The sequence below is a fragment of the Microbacterium sp. genome (assembly GCF_052099035.1).
GTDB lineage: Bacteria > Actinomycetota > Actinomycetes > Actinomycetales > Microbacteriaceae > Microbacterium.
The window spans coordinates 3,593-28,226 of the sequence record NZ_JBQDSX010000034.1 but is presented as its reverse complement, the minus strand read 5'-3'; the positions used below and the strand labels follow the sequence as shown (position 1 = coordinate 28,226).

At 69.0% G+C, this 24,634-nt stretch carries 24 protein-coding genes; 8 read left to right on the top strand and 16 right to left on the bottom strand.

Annotation, left to right across the window (positions count from 1 at the left end):
• From ACTIAO_RS11385 to ACTIAO_RS11345, 9 genes are all read right to left on the bottom strand, one after another.
• Positions 1 to 752, bottom strand: a 752-nt coding sequence (locus tag ACTIAO_RS11385; protein ID WP_441906347.1) for an amidohydrolase family protein, incomplete at its 3' end; no start/stop codon positions are given.
• A 98-nt stretch (positions 753 to 850) separates the two neighbouring features.
• The gene (locus ACTIAO_RS11380) at positions 851 to 2,329 is read right to left on the bottom strand and encodes an FGGY-family carbohydrate kinase (RefSeq protein WP_441906346.1); all 1,479 of its coding nucleotides are present in this window, start codon (positions 2,327 to 2,329) and stop codon (positions 851 to 853) included.
• A 10-nt stretch (positions 2,330 to 2,339) separates the two neighbouring features.
• Positions 2,340 to 3,143 carry a BtpA/SgcQ family protein gene (locus ACTIAO_RS11375; RefSeq protein ID WP_441873613.1) on the bottom strand — a complete coding sequence of 268 codons (804 nt, stop codon included), beginning with the start codon at positions 3,141 to 3,143 and terminating at the stop codon, positions 2,340 to 2,342.
• A 52-nt stretch (positions 3,144 to 3,195) separates the two neighbouring features.
• A complete protein-coding gene (locus ACTIAO_RS11370) occupies positions 3,196 to 3,969 on the bottom strand; it encodes a DeoR/GlpR family DNA-binding transcription regulator (protein WP_441873611.1) in 774 nt (257 codons plus the stop codon).
• On the bottom strand, positions 3,956 to 5,305 hold the full coding sequence (locus ACTIAO_RS11365) for an amidohydrolase family protein (RefSeq protein ID WP_441873609.1): 1,350 nt from the start codon (positions 5,303 to 5,305) through the stop codon (positions 3,956 to 3,958). The genes ACTIAO_RS11370 and ACTIAO_RS11365 overlap by 14 nt, the downstream gene beginning before the upstream one ends.
• The gene (locus ACTIAO_RS11360) at positions 5,302 to 6,834 is read right to left on the bottom strand and encodes an ABC transporter ATP-binding protein (RefSeq protein ID WP_441873607.1); all 1,533 of its coding nucleotides are present in this window, start codon (positions 6,832 to 6,834) and stop codon (positions 5,302 to 5,304) included. The genes ACTIAO_RS11365 and ACTIAO_RS11360 overlap by 4 nt, the downstream gene beginning before the upstream one ends.
• Positions 6,835 to 6,854: 20 nt before the next feature.
• Positions 6,855 to 7,943 carry a BMP family ABC transporter substrate-binding protein gene (locus ACTIAO_RS11355; protein ID WP_441873605.1) on the bottom strand — a complete coding sequence of 363 codons (1,089 nt, stop codon included), beginning with the start codon at positions 7,941 to 7,943 and terminating at the stop codon, positions 6,855 to 6,857.
• 48 nt (positions 7,944 to 7,991) lie between these two features.
• Positions 7,992 to 8,975 carry an ABC transporter permease gene (locus ACTIAO_RS11350; protein WP_441873603.1) on the bottom strand — a complete coding sequence of 328 codons (984 nt, stop codon included), beginning with the start codon at positions 8,973 to 8,975 and terminating at the stop codon, positions 7,992 to 7,994.
• The gene (locus ACTIAO_RS11345) at positions 8,972 to 10,090 is read right to left on the bottom strand and encodes an ABC transporter permease (protein WP_441873601.1); all 1,119 of its coding nucleotides are present in this window, start codon (positions 10,088 to 10,090) and stop codon (positions 8,972 to 8,974) included. Before ACTIAO_RS11345 ends, ACTIAO_RS11350 begins: the two co-directional genes overlap by 4 nt.
• 199 nt (positions 10,091 to 10,289) lie before the next feature.
• Here ACTIAO_RS11345 and uraD point away from each other — a divergent pair, with 199 nt between their 5' ends.
• The 7 genes from uraD to ACTIAO_RS11310 all read left to right on the top strand — a co-directional run bounded on the left by uraD (position 10,290) and on the right by ACTIAO_RS11310 (position 17,345).
• On the top strand, positions 10,290 to 10,784 hold the full coding sequence (uraD, locus tag ACTIAO_RS11340) for a 2-oxo-4-hydroxy-4-carboxy-5-ureidoimidazoline decarboxylase (protein ID WP_441896228.1): 495 nt from the start codon (positions 10,290 to 10,292) through the stop codon (positions 10,782 to 10,784).
• Between the two features lie 84 nt (positions 10,785 to 10,868).
• Complete coding sequence (gene uraH / locus ACTIAO_RS11335) at positions 10,869 to 11,189, top strand: hydroxyisourate hydrolase (RefSeq protein ID WP_441873597.1); 321 nt, start codon at positions 10,869 to 10,871, stop codon at positions 11,187 to 11,189.
• Between the two features lie 3 nt (positions 11,190 to 11,192).
• Complete coding sequence (pucL, locus tag ACTIAO_RS11330) at positions 11,193 to 12,110, top strand: factor-independent urate hydroxylase (RefSeq protein WP_441896226.1); 918 nt, start codon at positions 11,193 to 11,195, stop codon at positions 12,108 to 12,110.
• A 6-nt stretch (positions 12,111 to 12,116) separates the two neighbouring features.
• A complete protein-coding gene (locus tag ACTIAO_RS11325) occupies positions 12,117 to 12,920 on the top strand; it encodes an FAD binding domain-containing protein (RefSeq protein WP_441906345.1) in 804 nt (267 codons plus the stop codon).
• The gene (locus ACTIAO_RS11320) at positions 12,917 to 15,667 is read left to right on the top strand and encodes a molybdopterin-dependent oxidoreductase (protein WP_441906344.1); all 2,751 of its coding nucleotides are present in this window, start codon (positions 12,917 to 12,919) and stop codon (positions 15,665 to 15,667) included. Before ACTIAO_RS11325 ends, ACTIAO_RS11320 begins: the two co-directional genes overlap by 4 nt.
• Positions 15,664 to 16,773, top strand: coding sequence for an XdhC family protein (locus ACTIAO_RS11315; protein ID WP_441906343.1), 1,110 nt, complete (start codon positions 15,664 to 15,666; stop codon positions 16,771 to 16,773). The genes ACTIAO_RS11320 and ACTIAO_RS11315 overlap by 4 nt, the downstream gene beginning before the upstream one ends.
• On the top strand, positions 16,770 to 17,345 hold the full coding sequence (locus ACTIAO_RS11310; protein ID WP_441906342.1) for a nucleotidyltransferase family protein: 576 nt from the start codon (positions 16,770 to 16,772) through the stop codon (positions 17,343 to 17,345). The genes ACTIAO_RS11315 and ACTIAO_RS11310 overlap by 4 nt, the downstream gene beginning before the upstream one ends.
• A 15-nt stretch (positions 17,346 to 17,360) precedes the next feature.
• On the opposite strand, the gene ACTIAO_RS11305 is transcribed toward ACTIAO_RS11310, so the two are convergent.
• The 7 genes from ACTIAO_RS11305 to ACTIAO_RS11275 are packed head-to-tail and all read right to left on the bottom strand — an operon-like array spanning position 17,361 to position 24,124.
• A complete protein-coding gene (locus tag ACTIAO_RS11305; RefSeq protein ID WP_441906341.1) occupies positions 17,361 to 17,972 on the bottom strand; it encodes a pyridoxine/pyridoxamine 5'-phosphate oxidase in 612 nt (203 codons plus the stop codon).
• Entirely contained in the window at positions 17,969 to 18,748 is a 780-nt protein-coding gene (locus ACTIAO_RS11300; protein WP_441906340.1) for a creatininase family protein, read from the bottom strand. The genes ACTIAO_RS11305 and ACTIAO_RS11300 overlap by 4 nt, the downstream gene beginning before the upstream one ends.
• Positions 18,745 to 20,076, bottom strand: a complete 1,332-nt coding sequence (locus ACTIAO_RS11295; protein WP_441873969.1) for an FAD-binding oxidoreductase — start codon at positions 20,074 to 20,076, stop codon at positions 18,745 to 18,747. The genes ACTIAO_RS11300 and ACTIAO_RS11295 overlap by 4 nt, the downstream gene beginning before the upstream one ends.
• Positions 20,073 to 21,260: an ABC transporter substrate-binding protein gene (locus ACTIAO_RS11290; RefSeq protein WP_441873967.1), complete on the bottom strand. Its 1,188-nt coding sequence runs from the start codon at positions 21,258 to 21,260 to the stop codon at positions 20,073 to 20,075. The genes ACTIAO_RS11295 and ACTIAO_RS11290 overlap by 4 nt, the downstream gene beginning before the upstream one ends.
• Positions 21,261 to 21,288: 28 nt before the next feature.
• Positions 21,289 to 22,134: an ABC transporter permease gene (locus ACTIAO_RS11285; protein ID WP_441873965.1), complete on the bottom strand. Its 846-nt coding sequence runs from the start codon at positions 22,132 to 22,134 to the stop codon at positions 21,289 to 21,291.
• Positions 22,131 to 22,907, bottom strand: coding sequence for an ABC transporter ATP-binding protein (locus ACTIAO_RS11280; protein ID WP_441906339.1), 777 nt, complete (start codon positions 22,905 to 22,907; stop codon positions 22,131 to 22,133). The genes ACTIAO_RS11285 and ACTIAO_RS11280 overlap by 4 nt, the downstream gene beginning before the upstream one ends.
• Positions 22,904 to 24,124: an amidohydrolase family protein gene (locus ACTIAO_RS11275; RefSeq protein ID WP_441906338.1), complete on the bottom strand. Its 1,221-nt coding sequence runs from the start codon at positions 24,122 to 24,124 to the stop codon at positions 22,904 to 22,906. Before ACTIAO_RS11275 ends, ACTIAO_RS11280 begins: the two co-directional genes overlap by 4 nt.
• A 115-nt stretch (positions 24,125 to 24,239) precedes the next feature.
• On the opposite strand from ACTIAO_RS11275, the gene ACTIAO_RS11270 reads away from it, so the two are divergent.
• Positions 24,240 to 24,634, top strand: a 395-nt coding sequence (locus ACTIAO_RS11270; protein WP_441906337.1) for a helix-turn-helix domain-containing protein, incomplete at its 3' end; no start/stop codon positions are given.

Sequence of the window (24,634 nt, the reverse complement as noted above, 5' to 3'; positions counted from 1 at the left end):
ATGAGGTTCAGCGCTTCGGCCGCGCCGACGTGGACGATGTGGGCGCGTGCGCCGGTGCGCCGGGCGGCGGCAATCACGAGCCGGACCGCCTCGACCTCGGACGCCGGCGGGCGCGAGGCGACGAAATCGGTGAACACCGGGCCGGATGCCTCCGTCAGGTGCTCCTCAAGCTCCGCGTGCACGATGAGCAGGCCGTCGACGAGCTCGAGTTCGGCCAGCGCCCGCTCGAGCTGGCGCGCATCGAGGTGGCCGAACTCGTCGATCCCGCTCGGTGTCATGAAGCACTTCACGCCCACGACGCCCGCGCTCAACAGCGCGCCGAGGTGCCCGAGATTCTCGGGGACGACACCGCCCCAGTACGCGACGTCGACCGCGAGCTTTCCGCGCGCCGCGGCGCGCTTGGTGGCCAGGGCCTCGGGCGTCGTCGTCACCGGGATCGAGTTCAGCGGCATCTCAACGAGGGTCGTGACACCGCCCGCGGCCGCCGCCGCCGTTCCCGTCTCGAATCCTTCCCAGTCCGAACGACCCGGCTCGTTGAGGTGCACGTGCGTGTCGACGAGGCCCGGCAGGAGCACGCGGCGATCGTCGATGACGATGTCGGCGGTGTCATCGTAGGCCGTGACTGCGGTGATCCGGCCCTCAAGAATGCGCACCGTTGCGGCAGCGAAGGCGCCGTCCAGGAAGACGCGGCGCGCGGCGATCGAGACCTCCTGAGATCGGGTCGACGGCCCGGACGATCTGTTCTGTGGCATGGCGACGGCTTTCGAGAGAGAGGAAGCAACGAATGCGAAGGTATCGCCTCGCGTCTCCTGCGCGATGTCTCGCCTGTTTCGGTGGCGTAAACGGCGTGTCAGCGGCGAGCCAGCGCCCGCATGGGCGATGCCGCGACATCGCTGAAGTCGCGCCAGATCGCGTAGGCGTCGTCATATCGCGCGACGAGGTCCGGCTCGGGATCGATCGTTTCCCCCTTGCGCGTCAGAGCGAGCGGCTCTCGCCAGTCGGCGAAGGCGCCGACCCCCACCCCTGCCGCGTACGCGGCCCCGAGCGACGCACCGGGATGATCGCGAACCGTCTCGAGAGGCACTCCAAGAATCGACGCGTGGATCCGCTTCCAGAGGAGGGATGTCGCCCCGCCGTTCGTCACGGTCGCACGATCGAGCATGGCGCCAGCCTCGGCGAGCACGTCGGCGTTGTGGCGGAATCCGAACGCGATCCCCTCGAGCGCACTCCGATAGAGGTCGACCGCGTCGTGGCCGAGGTGCATGCCCGCAAAGACTCCGCGCAGGTCGGGGTCGTTCAACGGGCTCTTCTCGCCGAGGAAGTACGGGAGGCAGAGAACGTCGGCGGCCGTGCGCTCGGAGGCTGCTTCGTCCATCGCCGCAAGATCGTCGATGCGCAGCAGCGCCTGCACCCACCGCACGAGGCTACCGCTCGTCGCCATGCATCCGTTGGGGAGCCACAGGCCGGGCAGCGGATGCTTGTCGAGGAAGAACCGCGCATCGGTGAGAGGACCGTCGGTGACGGCGAGGATGTCGCCCGCGCCGCCGAGCTTCACGAGCCAGTCCCCCGGATGTCCAAGTCCCGCGCTGTACGCGGAGAGCGCGTGATCCGCGCCCCCGACCACGAGGGGGATGCCGGGGGCGAGTCCTGTGCGCACTGCTGCGTCGGCGTCGAGCACCCCGACGACGTCACCCGCGCTTCGCACCGGCGGCAGGCGATCAGCGAGACCGTCGACGAGGTCGGCGACCCGCGCGTGGATCGCGCCATCGATGCGGAAGATACCCGATTCGAGGGCCCAGTTCGCCTCGACGTGCGGCGCCGCTCCGAGCGCCGTAAGCACCCAGTCCGAGGACCCGAGTATCCAGCGGGTTCGCCGCCATGCGTCGGGTTCCCAGTGCGCGAGCCACCGCGCCTTCGGCGCGACGGACTGCTGGCTGAGAACGGCGCCCGTCACCGCGAGCAGCTCGACGGGGTCGAGCTGCGAGGCGAGCCCATCGGTCTCGCCCCGAGCTCGCGCGTCGTTCTGGAGGATTGCCGGCCTCACGGGCTGCAGCCGGGCATCGACCGCAACGATCGCGGGCACCATGCCCGTCGTCGAGATCGCCCCGATCTTGCGCCCCGCGGCCGCATCGGCGATCTCCGAGAGAGCCGCGTCGATGTTCGTCGACCACTGGCGCGGATCCGCCTCCGCCCAGCCGGGTGCCGCCGACAGCAGGGCGTTCGACCTGTTCGCCTGCGCGAGGATTCCCGCCTCGGGATCGAGCAGCACGACCTTCACACCCGTCGTGCCGACGTCGATGCCGATGAGGAGGGCGTCGGGGTCGGTCATGATCCGACCGTCACCCGCGCGCCGCCTCGACGAATCGACGCGCGCGCTCGGCGTCGACCGGATTCCAGGTGTACCCGTCGGCCTTCAGCGATGATCCGACGATGCAGCCGTCCGCCACGGCGAGCATGTCGGCGATCGTCTCGGCGCGCGCGCCGGTGTTGAGGAGCACCGGGATCTCCTCCGGTACCGCCTCGCGCACCTCCCGGAGTGCCGACGCTTCGGGCGCCTGCCCGGCCATGGGGCCCGAGACGAGGATCGCGTCCGCAAGTGACGACACGACCGTCGACTTCGCGATCTGCGAGACTCCCCGCGTGCCGATCGGCGAGGCGAACTCGGGAGCGATGTTCATGAGGATCGCGATGCCCTCCGCGTCCAGGCGCCGGCGTTCGCGCAGCGTCTCGGCGGCATCGGTGTTCCACAGCCCCATGTCCGACTCCCAGACGCCGGTGACGACCTCCCGCATGAAGCTCGCACCCGTCGCGACCGCGGTCGCGAGCGCGATGCGCGGATCCCAGAGGAAGTCCACTCCGAACGGGATCGTCGATGGCCGGCACTCCGTGACGACGCGCGCCATCACCGCCGACGACTCCGGTCCCGCGTGGAGCTGATACGGCCGATCGTTCTCGTTGCAGAACATGACCGCGTCGAAGCCCGCATCGACGAGCAGCTCAACGTCGCGTCGCACGTGATCGACGAGTGCGTCAACGCCGCCCGCCGCGTCATAGAGCGGCGTGCCGGGAAGCGCGGGAACGTGCGCCATGGCGATGAGGGGCCGGTCGACGCCGGGGAAGCCGTCGCGGAAAAGGGAGGTCATATCGTTCTCCTGTTTGGTGATGGTCGATCGGTCTGGAGGGGACATCTGCTGCTCACGCGCTCTGCACGCTCACAACCTCGACGCCGAGATCGAGGGCCGCTGTGATCGTCGGGTGATCCGGCGCGGCATTGGTGACGATCGCCCCGACCGATGCGAGCGGGCCGATGTTGACGAGGTGGATGCGACCGAGCTTCTCGCTGTCGACGCCGACGATGACCCGGCGGGCCGAGCGCATCGCGGCGCGCTTCACGGCAGCCTCCTCGGGGTGGTATTCCGTGAGGCCATGCTGGGGGTCAATGCCCGAGACGCCCGCGACGTACGTGTCGCAGTTGTACTGAGCGATGAGCCGCTCTGCGTCGGACCCGATCAGGCTGAGCTCGCCCGGTCGCACAACGCCGCCCGCGAGAATCACCTTCGTGTCCGGCTCGTCGGCGAGCTCGACCGCCACCTTGATGGACGGCGTGACCACGGTGAGCCCAAGGCCCCGGCCGCGGATCGCGCGGGCGACGGAGACGACGGTCGATCCGCTGTCCAGCACCACCGACTCGCCGTGCGACAGGAGCGATGCGATGCCCTGGGCAATGCGCTCCTTCACGCCGGCCGCGCGCCCCTCGCGCACCGTATAAGAGGGTTCGTACTCGGAGCCGCCGGAAGCGATAGCGCCGCCCGCGATGCGCCGCACGATGCCCGCGCCTTCGAGTGCCTCGATGTCGCGTCGTATCGTCATCTCACTCATGCCGAGCTCCACGGCGAGTGCGGCGAACTGCACTTCCCCGTTGGTCGTGACGCGTTCCTGGATGAGTTGACGGCGCTCAGCGACGTCCATCGGTGCTCCCTTCCGCAGCGGTCATTCGTGCTCTCAGAGTCTCGAAGTCGCGCTGCTGTTGCGAGATCGCCCTGCCGACGTCGATCGTGAGCACCTCGCCGTCTCGCATGAGCCATCGCCCCGCGACCATCGAGTGCGCGACCGAGGCTCCGCTCGCGCCATATACGAGCGCCGCCTCAATGCTCTGCGCGCCGGCGGGCCCCCGTGGGATGGCCCCGAGCGGCAGCGCGATCATGTCGGCGACGGCGCCGAGCGAGAGAGTGCCGTCTTCGGGCTCACCGCCGAGCGCCCGGTGACCGCCCACCGTGGCGAGCGCGAGGATCTCCCGCGGCGCGACCTGGTTCGGCGTCTGCGACGTGAAGGCGGCAAGCTTCCCGAGAGTGCGCATCTCTTCGAACAGGTCGGCGTTCGTGTTGTTGCACGAGTTGTCGGTGCCGATCGCGACGTTGACGCCCGCGTCGAGCGCGGCGCGCACGGGCGCCGCGGGCACGCCCGATTGCATCGCGACCGAGGGAACGACGGCCATTGTCGCCCGGGTCCCCGCGAGAAGCGGGATCTCGTGCTCTGCCACGGTGTTGCAGTGCGCCAGGATGGACGGCACGTCGAACATCCCCATGCGCGTGAGCTGCTCGAGAGCAGACCGGCCGAAATGCTCGCGGCAGTACTCGTCCTCCTCGCTCGATGTCGAGAAGTGCACGTGCAGGCCCACACCGAGCCGCACAGCCGCCGCGCGCTCCGCTTCCATCGCCACCGGCGTGTTGTCGACGAAGAACGCATGCGGCCCGATCCATCCGCGAACCCGGTCCGATACGCCCTGCATCGATTCCGCAAAGCGCGTCGCGGCCGAGAGCTCCTGCTCGCGGGCTTCGTCGTCGCCGAGCTCGACGATGCCCCACGCGAGCGCTGCACGAAGGCCGGAGTCGATGACCGCTGGCGCGATGCGATCGGCGTAGAAGTACTGGTCGGCGAAGGTCGTGATGCCGTGCCGGATGAAGTCCGCGCACGACACAGATACGGACGCGGGAACGAGCTCCGGGGTGAGGTGGGCCTCGCGCGACCGGAGCACGGCGAGGAAACCGTCCATAGAGAGGAGCGAATGACCCTCCGCGACCCCGCGCATCAGCGACATTGGCGTGTGGGCATGCGCGTTGACGAGCCCTGGCATGAGCAGACACGCACCGAGGTCGCGCACGTTCGGCCCGAACGGCCGCGCGCCGGAGATCGCGCCCACGGACACGATGCGACCGTCTGAGACCTCAACGACGCCGGGCGAGAGCACGCCCCCCGCACCCGTCCAGACCATATCCGCCACGACGAACTGTACGTCCTGCGTCATCTGTCGTCCTCTCCGCTGGCCATGATGCGACCGAGCCTCTCCCGGTTCACCTCATCTCGCTCGAACGGCCCGATGATGCGACCGCGGTACATCACCGCGACGCGATGCGACAGCGCGAGCACCTCATCCAGCTCGTTCGAGATGAGCAGAACGCCCGCTCCATCTGCGCACACGTCGAGAAGCGAGCGATGCACGAACTCGATAGACCCGACGTCGAGGCCGCGCGTCGGTTGATTCGCCAGCACTACCGCGGGGTCTCCGGCGAGCTCGCGTCCGATCACGATCTTCTGAAGATTGCCGCCCGACAACGACCGCACCGGCCGGGTCGGTCCGGTGCCGCGCACGTCGTAATCGGTCGCGATCCGACGCGCGAAAGCCATCCGCTCACGCCGCTTGATGATGCCCGACCGGCTGAACGCTCTCGACCGGAAGGACGTCGCGACCGCGTTCTCTTCGAGCGTGGCGTCAAGATTCAGCCCCACCCGCATTCGATCGGCGGCGATGTGCGACATCCCGGCGGCACGCACGCCGGCCGGCGTCAGCCCCGCGATCTGCTTCCCTCGCAGGAGAACGGATCCGCTCTCGAACGGGGTGAGGCCCGCGAGCGATTCGATGAGCTCGTCCTGGCCGTTGCCGCTCACCCCGGCGATGCCGAGCACCTCCCCTTCGTGGAGCGTGAAGTCGAACGGCTCGACATCGCCCGGTGTGTCGCGCAACCGTATCCCGGACGCCTTGAGGGCAACCCCCGGCCGGCGTGATAGCGGCGATGCCGCCGGTTGTTCGACGTCGCGCCCGACCATTCGCCTCGCGAGCTCGGCCTCGTCGGCGTCACCTCGGCTGAGGGTGGCGACGACCCGGCCGAGTCGCATCACGATGATCCGATCGGCAACCGCCTGCACCTCCGGCAGCTTGTGAGAGATGAACAACACGGATCTGCCGGAGGCCGCGAGGCGGCGGATGAGGTCGACGAGATCGTCGGCCTCGGAAGGGGTGAGAACTGCCGTCGGTTCGTCGAAGATAAGGGTACGGGCGTCGGCGGCAAGCGCCTTGAGGATCTCGACGCGCTGCTGCATTCCGATAGGCAGCGTTCCCACGCGGCGCGACGGATCGATGTCGAGACCCGTCTGCTCCGCGATGCGTGCAACGGCCTCGGTCGCCCCTCGGTCGTCGTACAGGCCGCGCCGCACGGGCTCGCGACCGAGCAGCACGTTCTGTGCGACGGTGAATCCGGGCACGAGCTCGAAGTGCTGATGCACCATGCCGAGGCCGGCGTCGATCGCGTCTTGAGGCGACGAGATGTCGCGCACGCTCCCATCGATGAGGATCTCCCCCGCGTCGGGCTCGTGCACACCGAAGAGGAGGTTCATGAGCGTGCTCTTGCCGGTGCCGTTCTCGCCGATGATGGCCACGACCTCGCCGGGCCACAGCGTCATCGAGACATCCGCGACCGCGAGCACGCCCGACGATGCGAAATACTTGCGCAGCCCGCGTAGCTCGAGCTGCGGGATGTCCTGGCGATGTGCGCTCATAAACCTGACCTCTCGATCTCTCAGCTCGTGAGCCCGAGGTCAGCGCACTCGGCGCTGGTCGGGTCATTGAGGGCGTCGCACACCGTGATCTCTCCTGCGAGGAGCTCTTCCGTCAGGGCTTCGATCTCGCTCTGCAGGTCGGGGAGCTGCGCCGCGAGCTCCTCGGGGCCCTCATCGGCGAAGACGGTCGATCCGTCCTCCCAAGACAGCCCGCTCACGCCATCGCTCAGCCCCGCTTGCACGAACCCAGGGGTGAAGTCTCCGTCGAGCGCCGACTGAATGAGGTTGAAGGTCGAGGAGTCGACGCGCTTCATCACCGAGGTGATCACGGTTCCGGGCGCATCACCGTCCTGGTTCGAGTCGACGCCGATCGCGTATCCGCCTTCCTGCTCCGCGGCGGCGAAGGCGCCCTGACCCGAGAGCCCCGCGACGGAGTAAACGATGTCGGCACCGCTCTGATACAGCGAGAGCGCCGCTTCTTGTCCGACCGACGGATCCGAGAACTCGCCGTTCAGGTAGGTCGGCGTGACGGTGCAGTTCGGGCAAGCGGCGAGAACGCCCTGCTTGTAACCGTAGAAGAACTGGTTCAGCCCCGGGTTGTCGATGCCGAGGACGGCACCCACATTCTCAGTCGAGGTGAGCGTCCCCGCGACGTATCCGCCGAGATAGCTCCCCTCGTGCACGTTGATGGCGTAGGCCTGCACGTTGTCGGGCAGGTCGTCGGCGAAGATGTCGCTCGGCACGCCGAACAGCTGATCCGGGTTCTCGTTCGCCACGGTGAGCAGCGAATCCGGGTCGAGGCCCGGAGCGAGGATGATGTCGGGCTGGGTCGCGACGGTCGATCGGAGCACGCTTTCCTGTTGCGAGACCGACTCGGCCTCGACGATGCGCCCCGTGACGCCGAGCTCCTCTTCAGCGCGCTCGGCTCCGACGATCGACGAGTCGATGAACCCGCCGTCGCCGGCCGCGCCCGGCGTGACGAGCGCATAGGTGAAGGCGTCGTCCTCGCCGGATGCAGGCTCGCTTCCGCCGGAACAACCCGCGAGGGCGAGAACAGCGACGAGCGATGTGGTGGCGGCCGCGAACGACCTCTTCGATGAATGGGACATGACTCTCCTCGGAACTATGAGTGGGGGATGGAGAAGGATGGGGACGGGTCAGCGATCGGTGACCAGAGCGGTCGGCGACTCGTCCGGCGATGACGGCGGGCGGGCAGGCAGGCGGAGGCGGGAGCTCCTGTTCCACAACCGCCAGAACTGTCCGCGCGACCGAGCGCGGAGCCCGACGAGGACCAGCGCGACGAACGCCGCGCCCTGGGGCAGGAACTGCGTGACGTTGGCGGGAACGTCGAACTGCTGCAGCCGGATGCTCGCGGCGCTCGCGAGTCCGAACAGCCCGGCAGCGGGGATCAGGAGCCCGGGTCGGTTCAGTGCGAGCAGGGCCGCCGTGATGCCGATCCAGCCGCGATCGGCGCTCATGTTCCGGGTGAACAGTCCGACATCGCCCACCGACAGAAACGCTCCTCCGAGCCCGGCGATCGCGCCGGCGACGATGAGCGTCACGACCTGTATGCGGCCGACGCTGAGCCCCGCGCTCGCGGCTGCAACTGGCGCCTCCCCGACCGCGAGCAGGTGACGACCGGCCCTGGTGCGGAACCACAGCGCGACCACCAGGACGAGCGCGTAGGCGGCGTAGACGAGGGGGTTGAGCCTGTCGAGAAGGTTCCCGAAGAACGGCGCGTCCGCGAGCCCCGGGATGCGCACGGCATCGATCCGGTCGATCTCCGGCTTGTAGGTGCCGACGCCGCCGAGAAACGACCGCATGAGGAACACCGTCAGCTGCAGGACGAGGATGTTGAGACCGATCGCGAGAACGACCAGGTCGACTCCGAATCGGTGAGCGAGCGCCATGATCGCGCCAATCACGGCGCCGGCTGCGGCGGCAGCGAGCACGCCGACCAATGGACTCTGCGCGGTGGCTCCGACAAGGATGCCGACGAAGGCGCCGATAAGCACCTTCGACTCGATCGCGAGGTTCAGCACGCCTGCTCGTGCGGAGAGCATCGAGGCGATCGCGGCGAACAGGATCGGTGTCGTGAGACGGATCCCGGAGTTGAGGAAATCAGCGACGATGTCAATCATGGTGCCACCACCGTGTGCTCGGTATCGACTGCGCTCGAGTTGTCGCTGGTGCGGCGAGATCGTCGGCGATCGCGTGCCCGTTCGATTCTGGCCTGCAGAGGTGCCTGTGCGGCTACGAGCACGATCATGAACGCGAGCAGGGTCGATCCGATCTCCCGCGGCACTCCGAGCATGATTTGGAGCCCGTTGACGGCGCCGACCGTGATGCCGGCGTAGAGGATGCCGACGACTCCTGCCCCGATCGCCGTGGTGCCGCCGAGGATCGCGGCGGTGAGGCCCGTGAACCCGGTTCCGTCGCTGAACCCCTCGATCACGCGGTAGTTCACGCCGAGCACCTGGATGCCGCCGCCGATCCCCGCGAGCGCACCGCCGAGCAGTCCTGCGCGAATGACGCTGGATGTGGCGGACATGCCCGCGTAGCGCGCGAACGGCGCCGCCTGGCCGCTCATTCGCTGTTCGTATCCTCGGGTCGTACGGGACAGGAAGAACCAGACCACGACGCACGCGATCACGGCGAGAACGAGAGCGACGCCCACCTTCGTCGAGGTGTCAAACAGCGGAAGACGCGCGGTCTCGGCGATCGTCGGCGTGTAACCGACGGTGGAGGCATCTGCGCGCAACGGATAGTTCACCAGGAAGTCGACGATGAGCCCCGCCATGGCGTTGAGGACGATGGTGATGATGAGCTCGTTTACGCCGAGGTACACCTTCAGAACCGCGGGGATCACCCCCCACAGCGCCCCGACGATGCCCGCCGCGGCGAGACAGAGGATCGGGTGGACCCCCGCCGGCGCGGGGATCGCGAACCCGATGACGGCCCCCGCGAGCCCGCCGAGCGCGTACTGCCCCTCCTGGCCGATGCTGAACAGGCCGCTGCGCAGACTCACGACCGCGCCGAGCGCGCAGAAGATGATCGGCCCCGACAGCGAGAGCGTGCCCCCGAGGTTGCAATGCTCCGGTTCGCACGCGAAGCCCGCGACCGCCACCGTGGATGCCGCATCGAGAGGGTCAACTCCGAGGAGTGCGACGAGTGCGCCGCCGAATGCAAGCGCGACGAGGACCGCCGCGGCGGGCAGAGCCGATCGCAGTGCAACGGCTTCAAGTTTCTCGCGCACCATGTGCCTCCCGGATGGTCACGCGACCGCGGTATCGGTCGTGGTACCAGAGTGAGGAGGCGGTGTTACAGAATCACACGTCAATGATTTCGAACCTGTTACTTTCTCACGCGCATGTTTCCGGAGCGCTCCGGACCGCCCTTCGATCCCCGTCGCGCCGCGAAACGACACCGAAACGACGCATCATTAGCGTGTGGGCATGACGCTGCGAGAGTTCAATGCCCTGGCCGCCGACGAGGCGTCCGCGATAGCCGCGACCTGGGCCGACGTGCCCGCCTGGGTCCGCGACATCGTCGACGCACGCCCCTATGCGAGCCCCGATGACGTCGTCTCTCGCGCCGAGCGCTCCGCGATCGCGTGGGGATCGACCGAGCTCGAGCAGGCGCTCGTGAGGCATGCGCGGATCGGCGAGCGCCCCACCGGCGAGTCGACGGATGCCCGCGCGTCGCGGCGCGAGCAGGCGGCGATGACCGATGCGGACGCGGGGATCACCGCACGGATCACCGCCGGCAACGCCGCATACGAGGAGAGGTTCGGCCGCGTCTTCCTCATCCGAGCGGCTGGTCGCTCGCCCGAGCAGATCGCCTCGGAGCTCGACCGCCGGCTGCGCAACGACGGCGAGACAGAGATCCGAGAGGCATGCGCAGAGCTTGCCCAGATCGCGACCAGGCGCATCCGCGAGACGTTCGCGTAACAGTTGTTCGCAGACGGTAACCCTGGGGAAACACGCCGTCGATACCGTGACTCGACCACGACAGATCGACACCCGGAGCCCACAATGCCGCACCTCACGACGCACGTCCTCGACGCGGCCCTCGGCTGCCCGGCCTTCGGCGTCGCGGTCTCGCTGTCGACGGATGATGGTGCCCCCATCGCGCGCACGACGACCGATTCCGATGGGCGCGCGGGGCTGGGCCCCGACTGGCTCGCACCAGGGACGTACGAGATCCGCTTCGCGACGGGCGACTACTTCGCTCGTCTCGGCACCGAGACCTTCTATCCGTCGATCGCCGTGTCCTTCCGGGTGACGGGCGACGAGCACCTTCACGTGCCGATCCTGCTCAGCCCGTTCGCCTATTCCACCTACAAGGGGAGCTGACCCATGAGCGACGTGTCTGTGCATCTCGGACCCAACAAGTACGGCAAGGCCGAGAACCGGCTCGTGAGGATCACGCGCGACTCCGCGCGGCACGAGATCGAAGACCTGAACATCACCTCGCAGCTGCGAGGTGAGGGCTTCGCCGGGTCGTTCTTCACGGGCGACAACTCGAAGATCATCGCGACCGACACCCAGAAGAACACGATCTTCGCGCTGGCGAAGATCCACGGGGTCGGGTCGCCCGAGCGCTTCCTCACGCTGCTCTCCGAGCACTTCACGGGAGAGTTCGACTGGGTAGAGGGCGGCCTCTGGCAGGGCGAACAGTACGAATGGGAGCGGATCGTCGCGAACGGCGAGGAACACGATCATTCATTCGTCAGGAAGGGGCAGGGCACGCGGCTCGCGACCGTGCAGGTCGCGGACGGCCGCACGCACGTCACCGGCGGCGTCAAGGATCTCGTCGTGCTGAAATCGACGGGATCGGAGTTCTCCGGCTACCCGCGCACCGAGTACACGACGCTGCCCGAGACGACCGACCGCGTGATGGCGACCTCCGTCACGGCGCGCTGGCGATACCTGCCCGGTGCCGTCGCCGACGGCATCGACTACAACGCGGTCTGCGCCGACGTCACGCGGGTGCTGCTCGAAAAGTTCGCGACCGTGCACTCGCTCGCCCTTCAGCAGACCCTGTTCGAGATGGGTCGCGCCGCCATCGCGACACGACCGGAGCTCGCCGAGATCCGATTCGCCATGCCCAACAAGCACCACTTCCTCTACGACATCGCGCGGTTCGAGCTCGACAACGCCGGCGAGGTGTTCATCGCCGACGACCGCCCGTACGGCCTCATCGAAGGAACGGTCGTGCGCGACGGCGCGAGCGACGAGCCGGATGCCTGGCTCGATGTGCCCGGCTTCATCTGAGCAGTCATGGACCTGAACACCGTCGGCTCGTACCGACCGGCGCACACGCGGTCGGATCTGGCCCTCACGGAGGGGGAACGGATCCTCGCCGGAGGCACGTGGCTCTTCTCCGAGCCCCTGGCCGCCCCGGCGGGCCTCGTCGACCTCACGACGATGGGATGGCCCCCGCTCGAGTGCACACCTGACGGCCTGCGCATCGCGGCGACCTGCACGATTGCCGAGCTCGCGAACCTCGCCCCTGTCGCGGGCTGGGGCGCGCATCCGCTGTTCCGGCAGTGTGCCGAGGCGCTGCTCGCCTCGTTCAAGATCTGGAACGTCGCGACCGTCGGCGGCAACATCTGCCGCGCGTTCGCGGCCGCGGGCATGGTGTCGCTGTGCGCCTCCCTCGATGCGGTCGCCGTCGTCTGGACTCCCGACGGCGGCGAGCGCCGCCTGAGCGTCGAGAGCCTCGTCGTGGGCGACGGCGTGAACGCCCTCTACCCCGGCGAGGTACTGCGCGCCATCGATATCCCGACCCGTGCCCTGCGCGCTCGCACCGCATTCCGAAAGATCGCCCTCGTGGATCTCGGGCGTTCCGCGGCCGTCGTCATCGGCCGGGTGCACGAAGGCGGCGAGGCCGTCGTCAGCGTCACGGCCGCCGTCACGCGCCCCGCGGTGCTGCGATACGACGCGCTTCCGAGCGCGGACCGGATCGTCGCCGACGTCACCGCGCTCGACGGCTACTACACGGATCCGCTGGGCGCCGCGGACTGGCGGCGACACGTCAGCGGCGTGCTCGCGCGCGCGGTGCGAGAGGAGCTCGCGGGATGAGGTTCTGGATCAACGAGGATGAGGTCGAATCAGTGCCGGCCCCGGGGCAGTGTCTGCGCACGCATCTGCGCGACCACGGCCACACTGAGGTCAAGCGCGGCTGCGACGCGGGCGACTGCGGAGCCTGCAGCGTCCTCGTCGATGGCTCCCCCGTGCATTCCTGCCTCTTCCCCGCGGTGCGTGCGGAGGCCAGGAAGATCACGACCGCGGCCGGGCTCGGCAAGCCCGGCGATCTCAGCCCCATACAGGAGGCGTTCGTCGAGGGGTTCGGCTTCCAGTGCGGCTTCTGCACGCCCGGAACGATCGTGACCGCGTCGACCCTCGACGAGCAGGATCTCGACGATCTTCCCCGCCTCATGAAGGGTAATCTCTGCCGCTGCACGGGCTACCGAGCAATTCGCGAGTCGATAGCCGATGGCGTCAGCCGCGGCGCACGTAACCTCGGCAGCACCGGCGCGCCCTGTGGTGTCGGGCATTCCGCGCGCCCTCCCGCGGCCGAGCGCATCGTGTCGGGTCTCGAGCCCTACACGTTCGACGTTCCGGTGCCCGGTGCGCAGATCCTGCGCGTGCTCGGCTCTCCGCACGCCCACGCACGGATTCTCGACATCGACGTCTCCGACGCCGAGCACGTACCCGGCGTCGCGCTGATCCTCACGCACGCTGACGTGGCCGACCTGCCGCGGTTCTCCACGGGCCGCCACGAGCACCGCGAGGACGATCCCGACGACACACGGGTGCTCGACGACACGGTGCGCTTCGTCGGCCAGCGCGTCGCCGCCGTGGTCGCCGACACGGCCGCCGCCGCCGAGGAGGCGTGCCGGAGGATCCGGGTCGAGTACGAGGTGCTGGACGCCGTCTTCGATCCCGAGCTCGCGCGCATCAATGGCGCACCGCTGCTGCACCCTGATCGCACACCGGCCGATCGCGTCGACGAGGCGCATCGCAACGTGATCCTCGGACTGCACGAGGGCTTCGGCGACGCCGATGTCGCGCTCGCCGAGGCGCCAGCCCGCGTCAGCGGAACCTGGCGCACGTCGCGCGTCATCCATGCCCAGCTCGAGACGCGTGGGGCCGTGGGGTGGATCGCGGAGGACGGGCGCCTCACTCTGCGATCAAGCACCCAGGTGCCGTTCCTCGTGCGCGACGAGCTCACCCGCCTGCTCGGCATGACTCCCGACAGCATCCGCGTGCTCACCGCCCGCGTCGGCGGCGGATTCGGCGGAAAGCAGGAGATGCTCTGCGAGGATCTCGTTGCGATCGCGACGCTACGCACGGGACGCCCCGTGGCGTATGAGCTGTCGCGCACCGAGGAGTTCACGCGCACGGCCGTGAGACATCCGATGAGGGTCGACGTCGAGCTCGGCGCGGACGCGGACGGCCGTCTCACCGCGATGAAGGTCGGCCTTCTGTCCGACACGGGCGCGTACGGCAACCATTCCCGCGGAGTGCTGTTCCACGCGTGCTCCGAATCGATGAGCCTGTACCGCTGCCCGGCCAAGCGCATCGATGCCGAGGTCGTGTACACGAACAACGTGCCCTCCGGGGCGTTCCGGGGATACGGGCTCGGCCAGGTGATCTTCGCGATCGAATCGGCGATGGACGAGCTCGCGATCGAGCTCGGCGTCGATCCGTTCGACCTGCGCCGAATCAACGCCGTGACGACCGACGACGCGCCCCTCGCCCACCACGCCGAGCCAGAGGCCGACCTGATCTGGGGCAGCCACGGCCTCGATCAGTGCCTCGACCTCGCGCAGGCCGCGCTCGCGTCCGACACCACCCCGGCCCCGAAAGGTGAGGCATGGCGGGTCGGTGAGGGCATGGCCGTGGCGATGATCGCGACGATGGCGCCCTTCGGTCATATCTCGCACGCGACCGTGACGCTGCGCCCCGACGGCTGCGTCGAGATCGGCGTCGGCACGAGCGAGTTCGGCAACGGCACGACCACAGTGCACACGCAAATCGTTGCCACCGACCTCGGGACCACGCCCGATCGGATTCGCCTGCACCACTCCGACACCGATGCCGCCCGCCACGACACGGGGGCGTTCGCCTCCGCGGGGATCACGGTCGCCGGCAAGGCGCTGCACGCGGCCGCGCTCGCCATGCGCACGGTCCTCTGCGAGGCGGCGGGATCGATCGCGGGCGTGCCGGCCGAGAGCTGCGAGCCGGAGCGCGACGGCGTGCGCGCGGGAGATTGTCTGATCCCGTTCCCCAACCTCATCGCGGCGTCTCCCGACGCGTTCCGCTTCGAGGACGGCCTGCGAGCGGACGGCAGCGAACTCGGCGACCAGCGCAGCCTCGCCTTCAACGTGCAGGCGTTCCGCGTCGCGGTTCACACCGACACCGGAGAAGTGCGGATCCTCGCCTCGGTGCAGTCGGCCGACGCGGGCACCGTCATGAACCCCGCGCAGTGCCGCGGGCAGGTCGAGGGCGGGGTGGCGCAGGGCATCGGCGCGGCGCTCTACGAGGAGATCATGATCGACGAGACGGGCCGGATCACTACGCCAGTGTTCCGCCTGTACCGCGTGCCGCAGATGGCCGATATCCCCGCCACGCAGGTGCTGTTCGCCGACACGCATGACGACCTCGGCCCGTTCGGGGCGAAGTCGATGAGCGAGTCGCCGTTCAACCCGGTGGCGCCTGCGCTCGCGAACGCGATCCGGCGCGCCATCGGCGTGCGCCCGCACGAGACGCCGATGTCCCGTGACCGGATCTGGCGCCTCGCCCGCGACGGGACGCGGCTATGAAGGGCATCCTGCCAGTGGCCGCGCAGTGGCTCGCCGACGGCCGCCGATTCGCGATCGCGACCGTCGTCGGAGTGCGCCGCAGCGCCCCGCGCGAGATCGGTGCGAGCATGCTGATCAGCGAGGACGGCGCGATCTTCGGCAACGTCTCGGGCGGGTGCGTCGACTCCGACGTCGCGAGCGAAGGCGAGCTGGTGCTTGCCGGCGCCGCGCCGCGGATCCTCTCCTATGGCATCGACGACGACCCGCTGCTCGGCATCGGCCTCACCTGCGGCGGCGAGATCGACGTGCTCGTCCGGGCCGTCGCGCCGAACGGCGACACGGCCCGACAGCTGTGCGCGCTCGCAGCGGCGCCCGGCGCGGCGGTGGGGCTTGCACTGTCGGTCTCCGGCGACGACCTGGGACACAGCTGGATCGTCGGCGACGAGATCTCACACGCCGAATGCCCGCCGCGCCTCTCGCGGATCCTCACCGACGCCGCCGCGCACGTGCGCGACGACCGGGCCAGCATCCTCACCCACGATGCCGAGGGATGCGCCGCGGACGACGCGCCGGCATCTGTCGTCGTCGTCCCACTCGGCGCAGCGCCCCGGCTCATCATCGTCGGCGCCGTCGAGTTCGCGGTATCGCTCAGCGCCCTCGGCACCGCGCTCGGGTTCCGCTGTACGGTGGTCGACGCGCGGTCGGCGTTCGCGTCGGCGGACCGATTCCCGAGCGCATGCGTCGAGGTGTCGTGGCCCGATCGCTACCTCGCCGGGGCCGCGCTCGACCCGTCCACCGCCGTGTGCGTGCTCACCCACGACGCGCGCTTCGACGTGCCCGCGCTGCAGGCGGCGCTCGGGAGCGCGGCAGGTTACGTCGGGGCGATGGGCAGCCGCCGCACCCACGAGGACCGACTGCGGCGGCTGCGGGGGGCGGGCGTTTCTGACGACCAGATCGGGCGGCTCCGCTCTCCCATCGGGCTCGACCTGGGCGGGCGCAGTGCCGAGGAGACGGCCCTGTCGATCCTCGCCGAGGTGGTCGCGGTGCGAAATGGCGGAACGGGTGCGCCCCTCAGCGAGACTTCGGGAGCGATCCACGCATCGCGCACAGCGACGCGCGTGTCATGACCGACTGGGGCACGCCCGCGGTATGCGGCATCGTGCTCGCGGCAGGCGCCGGGTCGCGGTACGGCGGCCCCAAGGCGCTCGCCCGCACCGCGGACGGGCGCTCCTGGGCCAGACTCGCCGTCGACCTGCTGGAACGCGCCGGATGCGACGACATCCTCGTCGCGGTCGGTGCCGAGTCGGCTGCCGCCGAACGGGTCGTGCCGCCCCGGGCGCGCGCGGTGCGCGTCCCCGACTGGGATTCCGGGCTCTCCGCGAGTCTCCGGGGCGCGCTCGCGGCGGCGGCCGACACACATGCGCCGGCGGCGCTCGTGATTCCCGTCGATACGCCCGCTATGCCAGCCGCGGTCTGCGCACGAGTGCTCGCCGCCGCCGACCCCAGCCCGAGCGCGCTCGCGCGGGCGGTGTTCGGCGGCACACCGGGCCACCCCGTTCTGCTCGGGCGGGACCATTGGGAGCAGGTCGCCGCGACCCTCGTGGGCGACACAGGGGCGGCGGGCTACCTGCGCGAGCACCGGGCCGCGCGCATCGAGTGCGGCGACATCTGGGATGGAGCTGACGTCGACGTGCGCTGACGCGGCCCGCTGAAGCTACCCCGCGACGTAGTCGTGACGCCAGCGGTCGATTCCGCGTTGGTACCGCGCGCGCCTGCTCGGCAGGCGCTCGGACCCCTCCCAGAAGTCGATCTCCGACGGCACGAGAAGGAACCCGGTCCAGGAGGGCGGGCGCGGCGGCTCGCGGTGCTCCGCGTCGAACGCCGCGAACGCGTCGCGGCGTTCCGCGAACGAACGCTGCGCCAGCTCGTCGGTGTTGATGTTCGCGAGCACCTTCAGATACCGACTGCGCAGCGCGAACCCGTCAGCCGCATCGATCGGCGACAACTCGTGCACGCGGCCGCGCAACACCGCCTGACGCGCGAGATCCGGCCAGTGCACCACGAGCGCGGCCACGGGCTTCAACCTCAGCTGGCGCGCCTTGCGGCTGCCGCCGTCGGTGTGGATCGCGATGCCGTCATCGTTCACGGCCGACAGCAGAACGGTGCGCGCGTCCGGCAGCCCGTTCATGTCGATCGTCGCGAGGGTCGCGAGGGGGCGGTCGGGATCCTCGTTCGTCGGCACCCAGGTACGCAGCAGTTCGAGCGGATCCTCCGGGGCGAGGCCGCGCTGAATGGTCGACTCGACCGTCGTCGTGCCCGCGCTCATGATGCGTGCCGAAATCGAGATATCTCGGTGAGCGCCTTCGCGACGAACGCGGTGCCCGCATTGACGAGCTCGTCGCCGTATTCCGATGTCGCCGCGGTCGGGTCGCCGATGACGCCGCCCGGCCCGAAGTCGTCCGAGGTCCAGCCGAAGCTCACGGGATGCCCGTTGAAGCCGATCGTCTCGAACTGCGCGATGTGCTCGGGCACGCTGCGCACGGCTCCCGACATGTCGACGAGATCCGGGCGCAGCGCGAGCATGACGCTGGTCTCGGAGTGCCCTGCGTGGATCCCCATCCCGAACTCGTCGGGGCCGCCGTCCGCGCCGCCGCCAGCGCGCTGCGTACCGGTTCCCATCGAGAACGTGCGCAGCCCGAAGCGGCGCCGGATCTCGCGGTTCACGACCTGCAGAAGCGCGGAGTTGCCGCCGTGACCGTTGAGGAACACGAGCGTTCGCGCGGGCGTCGCCGCCACGGAGCGCCCGATGTCGACGAGCATGTTCCAGATCGTCGACGCCTCGAGCCAGACCGTGCCCGGTGCCCAGTGATGCTCGTCGCTCTTGCTCGCCGCGATGGCGGGAAGCAGCCACGCGTCGACGCCGTCCGACACGGCACGGTCGACGGCGAGCGCGCCGATCTGCTCGGGGATCACGAGATCGGTGTTCAGCGGCAGGTGCGGCCCGTGCTGTTCGAGCGCCCCGACCGGCTGCACAACGATCGAGTCCTCCGTCAGTGCCGCGAGCGCCGCGGGCTGCGGCAGGTCCGTCAGCATCCGGGTCATCGGATGGCCCCCTTCTGCGGCCCCGCGTACGAGGGATTGAGCTTTCCGGGATTGAGGAGACCGCGCGGATCCGTCCTGCGGGCGACCTCAACGGTGCGCGGCATTTCGAAGTCGACGTTCCACTGGTGGCAGTTGTGCACTCCGACTCCGATCGCTGTGAGGCGCTCGATCGCCGCTTCGACCTCGTCAGGGCCCGTGTACGGCGCCGCGAGCATGCCGATCGGAGCCGTATGACCGGCCTCGATGTGCAGCAGACCATCGCCGATCGCGTCGTGCACGAGATCGACGTCGTCAGCGAGAACGTCGCCCGAGACCTCGAGGTGATAGTAGAAACCCGGCCGCGACTTCTGCAACCACTCAATGGGGTGGTTGTAGCTCAGCGTCGACAACCGGGCGCTCGCGGCCGGTCCCTCGCGCACGTCCTCGATCACGCCGCCGGACGCCTCGATCAGCGCGATCGCCTCGGCCACGGCATCCGGGTGGGCGATCGAGCGCAGGCTCGACCGCCCACCCGGGATCGCGGGATCGTCGGGGAGCGACGCCGAGACCGCGATCGTGTCGGCCGACACGAGGCGCGGGGCCGGCATGAGCCGTCCCAGCTCGCGGATCACCGAGAGCGAGCCCGCAAAATCCGGGAACGACGCGTACAGCGCGCGCCATTCGACGAGCGGCTCGAGCCGCACCGTCGCGCGAGCGATGACCCCCGCCGTCCCATAGTTGTGTACGTAAAGCTGTGCCTGATCGCCCTCAACGCGGCGCATACCAGACCCGTCGGCGTGTACCACGTCGAGTGCCGCGACGAACCCCATGTGGTTCGCACCGCGCGAGATCGTCCCGGTGCCGCCGGACCCGCCTGCGAGGAACCCGCCGATCGTCGAATTCATCGTCGACGGGTACATCCAGAGCTGCTGGCCGCTCTCGCGTGCGGCCTGCTCGAGCTGCGACATCGGGGCGCCGGCCTCGGCGGTGATGAACCCATCGCCGACCTCCAGCACCTTCCGTGCGCGAGAGGTGTCGAGCACGAGGCCGCCGCGCGAGGGAATCGACTGGCCGTAGTTGCCGGTGCCCTTCCCCCGCGGTGTCACGGGGACGCCCCGGGCGACGGCCTCGTCGACGACGCGGCCGATCTGCGCCGCGTCGGTGGGGAAAGCCACGATCTCTGCGACCCCGAGCGGAAGCATCTCGCTGATCACCGGTGACATCCTGGCGCCGTCGACCGACGCCCGCTCGAGCATGCGTCGGTCGGTTGAGACGTTGCGCGGGCCGAGGATGGCGACCAGTGCCTCGTACAGCTCGGCGATCGGCGTGAGGAGGGTCGCGGTGCTCATTCGGGGAGCCCGATCGTCTCGTCGATGAAATCGTTGGTGTAGATGTCGTCGGCGGTGAGATCGGGGTCGACGTCGGCTGCGATCTCCTCGAACAGCGGCTTGCCCGTGTCGAAGAAGCTCTCGACCCGCTCAGGGTCGAAGTCACCGATGAATCCATTGGCACCGTTGGAGACGATGCCGTCCTCGAGCATCGATTCGACCGCGTATTCGGCGACGCCGCGTGAGTAGACCCAGCCGCTGTCGAACGCCTCGACGGCTTCGAGGATGAGGTCGATGGTCGCATCCGGGTCGGCGTAGAAGTCGACCTCCGCCTGCTGCAGGATCGGCACGATCTCTTCGAGGCAGGGCGTCAGCTCTTCGAGGCGGTCGGTGCGCACCGACATCGCGGAGCCGTAGATGTCCCAGCCCGCCGACGCGATCAGCGCATATTCGACGGGCTTGTTCCAGGCCTCGACCTCGTGTTCGTAGATGTAGGGCTCGGCGGAAGAGAAGCCCTGCTGTGCCGAGGCGCCGTCATCGGCCACGAATGCCGCGGGCGTTCCGTCATAGCCTCCATCGCCGACCGACTCGGGCACGATTCCCGCGCCCATCAGATACTCCATGTAGGCCTGTCCGCCGAAGAAGCGCCATGCGCCACCCGATTCTTCGAGCGCCGCGGCGAGCTCCGGAATCGTCTCGACGTCGGGGTAGGTCTCGGGGTCCCACATCACCATCTGCGGATTGACGTCCATCTGCGTCATGACGCCGACGACCGGGGCGGTTCCGGAGCTCGAGATCGCCACGTCGGAGTGCACGTACCCGAGCATGATGTCATCGTCCTGGTACATGACGGAGTTGACGGTCGAGTTGCCGATCGCGGGACCCCCCGCGCGCACCTCGAAGTTCACTCCCGTGTACTCACCGTCGACGACGAGCGGAGACGAGACGGCTTTGTTCGCCGCGTCGATCGTGTAGTCATCGCTCAGCAGCTCGTAGAGGTGACCGTGCTCGGCTTCGGGGTGCCAATCGGTCTGCACGGCGATCGTCTCAGGGCACACGTCGGAGAGATCGAGCGACCCGATCTCGAGGTCGGCGGCCGCCGCATCGACGGCGCTGTCTCCCCCGGAACAGGCAGTCAGCGCGAGCGCGGTGAGACCGAAGGCGGAAACAGCGGCGACGGTGCGCCGGCGGGTGGGCTTCATCATGATGGTGACTCCTGGTCGAGGGATGGGGTCAGGCCTTCGTCGCGTCATACCAGCGACCGACGACGATATTGGACAGCAGGCCGAAGGCCGCGAAGATCGCGACGCCCAGCAGGGCGGCGACGACGACCGACGCGTACAGTTCGGCGGCGAGCAGCCGGGAGGTATAGGTGCTCATGAGCGACCCGAGGCCGGGCGTGCCGCGACGGAAGAAGTAGTCGCCGACGATAGCGCCGACGATGGACAGGCCCGCCGAGGTGCGCAGGCCGACGAACATCGACGGCAGCGCGGCGGGCAGTTGCAGCTTCCACAGCGTCGTCATCCGCCCCGTGTGCTGCAGCTGGAAGAGTTCCTTCTGCGACTTGTCGACGGACTGCAGGCCGAACAGCGTGTTCGAGACAATCGGGAAAAGTGCGATGAGAACGCAGACGATGATGCGTCCGGGCAGCCCGTATCCGAACCAGAATCCGATGAGCGGCACCAGCGCGAGAATCGGGATGCACTGCAGGATCACGGCGTACGGGTACAGCGACCGCTCCGCCCACTTCGCCTGCAGCATCACCACCGCCCAGGTGACGCCGATCGCGATCGCGATCACGAGACCGATGAGCGCCACCATGACCGTCTGGCCGAGCGCGGTATAGATCTCGGCGCCGACCACGGGATCGAACAGGCCGTCGGTGAAGATCCGGTACGGCGCCGGAAGAAGGAAGCTCCGCTCGCCGAGCAGGACGCTCGCGACGGACCACACGATGATGATCACGGCGAACACGATCAGCGGGGGCCACGCGGTCTGGATCCAGCTCGGCACCCGGCGCTTCCGTGTGGGCGCGGCGGGCGGCTTCGTGGCGACCGGCTCAGCGACGGTGAGGGTCATGCGTGCGCCTCCTTCAGCGAGTGCGAGACGCCGCCGACGAGGTCGCCGAACTCGGCGGTGAATCGGATCTCCGGATCGCGCGGCATGTCGAACGGAATGTCCACGACGTCGACGATGCGTCCCGGACGGCCAGACATCACGACCACCTTCGTCGAGAGGTAGACGGCCTCCGAGACCGAGTGGGTGATGAAGAGCCCGCCGAAGTCGCGCTGTGCGAACAGGCGAAGGAGCTCGTCGTTGAGGCGCTGGCGCGTGATCTCGTCCAGCGCGCCGAACGGCTCATCGAACAGGAACAGGTCGGGGTCCAGGGTGAGCGACCGGGCGAGGGAGGCCCGCATCTTCATGCCTCCCGAGAGCTGCCGAGGCATCGACTTCTCGAATCCGGTGAGGCCGACGAGGTCGATCGCCGTCCGCGCTGCGTCGGCCCGTTCGGAGGCCGATTGCCCGCCGAGTTCGGCGAGCAGCTCGACGTTCTTCTGCACGTTCCGCCACGGCAGCAGCGTCGCGTCCTGGAAGACGAACCCCATCCGGTCGGTGTGCGTCTCGCACGACCCCGCGGTGTTCTTCTCGAGACCGGCTGCGATGCGCAACAGCGTCGATTTGCCGCACCCGGAGGGCCCGACGACCGTGACGAACTCGCCGCGGTTCACCGTGATATCGACGTGCTCGAGGGCCACGGTCCCGCCGTCGTAGGTCATACCGACGTCGTGGAATCCCACGAGGGTGTCGCCGGCGGTCGTGACGTCCGGCCGCGTCATAGTCGCAGTGCTCATACGTCCTCCTGTCTGCGCGGGAGCATCCAGCGCGTGCTTTCGGTGTGGGCGATCGTGCGCCCTCGGGAGATCACAATTCGATCGGCGGGTGCCGTCGCGATGGCGTCGGCCAGGGACTCTGCGCGCACCGCGAGCAGGTCGGCGCGCAGCCCCGCCTCCGGACCTGCCTGCGGCAGGCCCATGACAGCGCGGGCGCCCGATGAGACGGCGTCCCAGGCAGCATCGATGGGAACGTGGCCCGCCGTGATGAGCAGCATCGCGGTCTCGAACGCGTCGGCCCGACCCATGGGGTTGAACGGGTCGCGCACGTTGTCGCCGCCGGCGGCGGCCATGATTCCCGCCGCGCGGATCCGCTCGAGGGGAGCGATGCCGCGCGGTGTCGCGACCGGGTCTGCCCACCCCTGCAGGTACAGGTTCGTGATCGGGTTGGCGATGATGCCGACGCGGGCCTCCGCGACGAGGCCGAGCAGCGGGTCGAGCTCATCGTCCGGCAACATCGACAAGCGCACGCAGTGACTCGCGGTGCGCGACGAGGTCCACCCGTGTGTGCGGCGGGCGAGCATTTCGAGCGTATCGCCGCCGCGCAGCGCCTCATCAGCGTGAATGTCGACGCCCACACCGTGCCGCTCGGCGACCGCGAGCAGCCGCTCGAGGTCTCCCCGCTCGTCGTCGGAGAGGTGCGGCGCACCGCCGACGAGATCCGCGCCCGCCGCGAGCGCCGCATCGACACGCTCCGAATCGATGCCGCGGGCCGCCAGCGCGACGATCTGAATGTCGATGCGATCGGCGAACGCCTCTCGCGCTCGCGCGATCGCTCGCACGCCGCGCGCCGGGTCGCCCTCGAGCGGTACGTCGACGTGGCTGCGCAGCGCGGTGGTTCCGTTGTGAACGTAGCGCTCGAGCGCGCGGATGGCTCGGGCGAAGATCTCGTCTTCGTCAACCGTGCCGATGTAAGCGAGCCACGACGAGATCGCCGTCTCGAGGTCGCCGGATCCCGGCTGGATCGCATCCCAGGACAGGGCCTTGTCGAGGTGCGTATGCGGGTCGGCGGGCGCCGTAAGGAGCAACCAGCCGTCGAGATCGAGGTCGCCCTGCTCGAGCGAGCCGGGGGCGGCCGCGCGCACGTCGGCGACCGTTTCGCCGACCAGTGTGAGGTCGACGAGACGCCCGTCGGCGAGCGTGGCCCGCCGCAGTCGACGCACTGAGTTGAGGTCCATGTGTCCGTCCCGAGTCGTTGTAATGTTGATGTGATCAACATGGTCGATGCTAGGGAGAGCGTGTTTCTCCGAAGTTTCGAACGCATACCAACACCGATTCGCGCGAAAGGCACGCATGCCTGACACCCGACGAGACCGCTTCGGCGCAGCGATCCGCGCGCGCCGACTCGACCTCGGCATGACGATCGTGCAGCTCGCGGAGCTCGCCAACCTGTCGCATCCGTTCATCAGCCAAGTCGAGCGCGGCAAGGCGAGCCCGAGCCTCGACTCGCTCGCACGGATCGCGCGTGCGCTCGGCACCAGCCAGGTCGAGCTGATGAGCGGCACGTCGCTGGCGAGCGCCGAGGCCGCCACCGGCCTGTTCGCGGGCAACGAGGCGCGCGTGCTCACGAGCGGCGAGACCCGCTTCACCGTTATCGACATGGAGGGCAACGGGACCGACATCGGCGAACACTACGTGCACCCCGAAGATGAATTCGTGACCGTGCTCGCCGGCACCGTCACATTCGA

Coding starts and splice junctions, on each gene's coding strand:
- ACTIAO_RS11295 (WP_441873969.1), bottom strand. CDS start 20,076: ATGAGCACCGCGACCCTCCTCACGCCGATCGCCGAGCTGTACGAGGCA.
- ACTIAO_RS11355 (WP_441873605.1), bottom strand. CDS start 7,943: ATGTCCCATTCATCGAAGAGGTCGTTCGCGGCCGCCACCACATCGCTC.
- ACTIAO_RS11380 (WP_441906346.1), bottom strand. CDS start 2,329: ATGACCGACCCCGACGCCCTCCTCATCGGCATCGACGTCGGCACGACG.
- pucL (WP_441896226.1), top strand. CDS start 11,193: ATGAGCGACGTGTCTGTGCATCTCGGACCCAACAAGTACGGCAAGGCC.
- ACTIAO_RS11305 (WP_441906341.1), bottom strand. CDS start 17,972: ATGAGCGCGGGCACGACGACGGTCGAGTCGACCATTCAGCGCGGCCTC.
- ACTIAO_RS11275 (WP_441906338.1), bottom strand. CDS start 24,124: ATGGACCTCAACTCAGTGCGTCGACTGCGGCGGGCCACGCTCGCCGAC.
- ACTIAO_RS11350 (WP_441873603.1), bottom strand. CDS start 8,975: ATGATTGACATCGTCGCTGATTTCCTCAACTCCGGGATCCGTCTCACG.
- ACTIAO_RS11315 (WP_441906343.1), top strand. CDS start 15,664: ATGAAGGGCATCCTGCCAGTGGCCGCGCAGTGGCTCGCCGACGGCCGC.
- ACTIAO_RS11280 (WP_441906339.1), bottom strand. CDS start 22,907: ATGAGCACTGCGACTATGACGCGGCCGGACGTCACGACCGCCGGCGAC.
- ACTIAO_RS11375 (WP_441873613.1), bottom strand. CDS start 3,143: ATGACCTCCCTTTTCCGCGACGGCTTCCCCGGCGTCGACCGGCCCCTC.
- ACTIAO_RS11365 (WP_441873609.1), bottom strand. CDS start 5,305: ATGACGCAGGACGTACAGTTCGTCGTGGCGGATATGGTCTGGACGGGT.
- ACTIAO_RS11370 (WP_441873611.1), bottom strand. CDS start 3,969: ATGGACGTCGCTGAGCGCCGTCAACTCATCCAGGAACGCGTCACGACC.
- uraH (WP_441873597.1), top strand. CDS start 10,869: ATGCCGCACCTCACGACGCACGTCCTCGACGCGGCCCTCGGCTGCCCG.
- ACTIAO_RS11325 (WP_441906345.1), top strand. CDS start 12,117: ATGGACCTGAACACCGTCGGCTCGTACCGACCGGCGCACACGCGGTCG.
- ACTIAO_RS11320 (WP_441906344.1), top strand. CDS start 12,917: ATGAGGTTCTGGATCAACGAGGATGAGGTCGAATCAGTGCCGGCCCCG.
- ACTIAO_RS11360 (WP_441873607.1), bottom strand. CDS start 6,834: ATGAGCGCACATCGCCAGGACATCCCGCAGCTCGAGCTACGCGGGCTG.
- ACTIAO_RS11310 (WP_441906342.1), top strand. CDS start 16,770: ATGACCGACTGGGGCACGCCCGCGGTATGCGGCATCGTGCTCGCGGCA.
- ACTIAO_RS11290 (WP_441873967.1), bottom strand. CDS start 21,260: ATGATGAAGCCCACCCGCCGGCGCACCGTCGCCGCTGTTTCCGCCTTC.
- ACTIAO_RS11285 (WP_441873965.1), bottom strand. CDS start 22,134: ATGACCCTCACCGTCGCTGAGCCGGTCGCCACGAAGCCGCCCGCCGCG.
- ACTIAO_RS11300 (WP_441906340.1), bottom strand. CDS start 18,748: ATGACCCGGATGCTGACGGACCTGCCGCAGCCCGCGGCGCTCGCGGCA.
- uraD (WP_441896228.1), top strand. CDS start 10,290: ATGACGCTGCGAGAGTTCAATGCCCTGGCCGCCGACGAGGCGTCCGCG.